This is a genomic window from Streptomyces capoamus, assembly GCF_014654935.1.
GTDB classification, from domain to species: domain Bacteria; phylum Actinomycetota; class Actinomycetes; order Streptomycetales; family Streptomycetaceae; genus Streptomyces; species Streptomyces capoamus.
Genome location: NZ_BNBF01000025.1, coordinates 100,554 through 102,523, shown reverse-complemented (window position 1 = coordinate 102,523; position 1,970 = coordinate 100,554). Strand labels below are relative to the sequence as shown.

The following is a 1,970-nucleotide window of genomic DNA, read 5'->3' as shown; positions in this document are numbered from 1 at the left end:
CTCTCGGACGGGTCCAAGGGTCTCCCCCCAGGGAACGGGAGGCGCGGCTCCGTCGTCCGCGCCTGCACAGGAGACTCATGTCATGTGCATGGAGTTGTGGGCAAGCGGATTACGATTCGGGCATGGCGAAGAAGCTCGTGATCAAGGTGACGGCCGGGGCGGACGCTCCCGAGCGGTGCTCGCAGGCGTTCACGGTGGCCGCGGTGGCCGTGGCCAGCGGGGTCGAGGTGTCGCTGTGGCTGACCGGGGAGTCCTCCTGGTTCGCACTGCCGGGGCGGGCCGCCGAGTTCGAGCTGCCGCACGCCGCGCCGCTGCCCGACCTGATCGAGTCCGTCCTCGCCGGCGGGCGCGTCACGCTGTGCACCCAGTGCGCCGCCCGCCGGGGGATCACGGAGGAGGACGTCGTCGAGGGCGTGCGGATCGCGGGCGCGCAGGTGTTCGTCCAGGAGTCCCTGGCGGACGACACCCAGGCCCTCGTCTACTGACCCCTGCGGTCACCGGCCCGCGGCTGCCGGCCTACGGCCGCGGACGCTTCCGGCCGTCCAGTTCGTCCCACCACTCGTCGGACTTCGGGTCGCCGGAGGGGTCGTCCCACCAGCGGTCATCCGGGCCCCGGCGGTTGGCGATCATCGCGGCGACCGGCGGGATGACCATGGCCACGACGCACATGCCGACGGCCGCCGGTACGGACCACAGGCGCACGACGCCCCACGCCAGGACGAAGAGTCCGATGCAGGTCCCCATCATGGCGAAGTAGGCGTGCCGGCGGCGTGCGTACACAAGTCCAGGGTAGGACCGCCGGACCCTGTCACAACTGATCCACAAATCCGCTCCGGCGGGCCCCGGCGGGGTTACCGTGGCGTATCCGTACCGGATTCCGAACACCGTCGCCGACCCGGGGGACCACCCACATGCGCGCCCTGCGAATACTCCTGATCGTCGTCGTGATCCTGGGCGCACTCTTCGTGGTCGTCGACCGCGTCGCCGTGCACTTCGCCGAGGGCGAGGCCGCGGACAAGCTGAAGGCCACCGAGAACCTGGCCGCCACGCCGGACGTGGACATCAAGGGCTTCCCGTTCCTCACCCAGGTCGCGGGCGGCTCCCTGGACGACGTCGAGGTGAAGATCAAGAACTACGAGGCGGCCACCGGCAAGCCCGGCAAGACCATCCGGGTGGACGACCTCAAGGCCGACATGAAGGGCGTGGCCTTCTCCGGCGACTACAGCTCCGCCACCGCGGCCACCGCGACCGGCACCGCGACGGTCTCCTACGCCGAACTGCTGAAGACCGCCAAGGCCGAGCCGACCGAGGTGGCGCCCGGGGTGACCGCCCGGATCGTCGGCCTCTCCGACGGCGGCAACGGCAAGATCAAGGTCGCCGTGGAGGGCACCGTCGCCTCCCTGGGGCTCAAGCAGACCGTGTCCGTGCTCAGTTCGGTGAGCGTGGTGAACAACAAGGTCGAGGTGCACGCGGACTCCCTGCCCAAGCTGGGCGCCGTGGCGGTCGCCGAGAACCGCATCCGCGAGATCACCGACTTCCAGCAGGCCATCGACCAGCTGCCCGGCGGCATCACGCTGGACAAGGTGCAGGCCGCGAAGGACGGTGTGGAGATCACGGTCAAGGGTTCGGACGTCAAGCTGGCGGGGTAGGGGCACAGCGGACGGGAAAGGCGATCGTCCGACTGGCGAGACGACGACGTCCGCACCGTAGATGCAAGGGCCCGAGCGAGCGCCCGGAGGCCGTCACCGGCCCCCAGGGCGCTCTTCTCATTCCGCCATTCGGACGATCGTATCTCGCCATGTGACACACCGGTGACACGCCCGCCCGGACGTCCCTACGATCGACGGCATGAAGCGACAGGCGGATCTCACGAAGCGGCGGGCAGTGGACCTGTGCCGCGTTGCCGCCATGCTCTGTCGCCCCTTCTGAGCGGAAGCCCCGGCTCCCGCGTCTCACCCGCCCTGCTGCCA

At 70.0% G+C, this 1,970-nt stretch carries 4 protein-coding genes; 3 read left to right on the top strand and 1 reads right to left on the bottom strand.

Annotation, left to right across the window (positions count from 1 at the left end; translation table 11 throughout):
• Window positions 1-122: 122 nt before the first annotated feature.
• Window positions 123-485 carry a DsrE family protein gene (locus IE312_RS31260; protein WP_189985620.1) on the top strand — a complete coding sequence of 121 codons (363 nt, stop codon included), beginning with the start codon at window positions 123-125 and terminating at the stop codon, window positions 483-485.
• A 31-nt stretch (window positions 486-516) separates the two neighbouring features.
• Here IE312_RS31260 and IE312_RS31255 read toward each other — a convergent pair whose 3' ends face one another.
• Window positions 517-780: a DUF3099 domain-containing protein gene (locus IE312_RS31255; protein WP_189985619.1), complete on the bottom strand. Its 264-nt coding sequence runs from the start codon at window positions 778-780 to the stop codon at window positions 517-519.
• Window positions 781-911: 131 nt separating this feature from the next.
• Here IE312_RS31255 and IE312_RS31250 point away from each other — a divergent pair, with 131 nt between their 5' ends.
• Together IE312_RS31250 and IE312_RS44195 are read left to right on the top strand one after the other, a co-directional pair.
• Window positions 912-1,649, top strand: a complete 738-nt coding sequence (locus IE312_RS31250; RefSeq protein ID WP_189985618.1) for an LmeA family phospholipid-binding protein — start codon at window positions 912-914, stop codon at window positions 1,647-1,649.
• 199 nt (window positions 1,650-1,848) lie between these two features.
• Window positions 1,849-1,929, top strand: coding sequence for an Ms5788A family Cys-rich leader peptide (locus IE312_RS44195; RefSeq protein ID WP_350751515.1), 81 nt, complete (start codon window positions 1,849-1,851; stop codon window positions 1,927-1,929).
• Window positions 1,930-1,970: the final 41 nt, after the last annotated feature.

What these genes read in the sequence shown, in the direction of transcription:
- IE312_RS31260 (WP_189985620.1), top strand. Translation starts at nt 123, where the DNA reads ATGGCGAAGAAGCTCGTGATCAAGGTGACGGCCGGGGCGGACGCTCCC.
- IE312_RS31250 (WP_189985618.1), top strand. Translation starts at nt 912, where the DNA reads ATGCGCGCCCTGCGAATACTCCTGATCGTCGTCGTGATCCTGGGCGCA.
- IE312_RS44195 (WP_350751515.1), top strand. Translation starts at nt 1,849, where the DNA reads ATGAAGCGACAGGCGGATCTCACGAAGCGGCGGGCAGTGGACCTGTGC.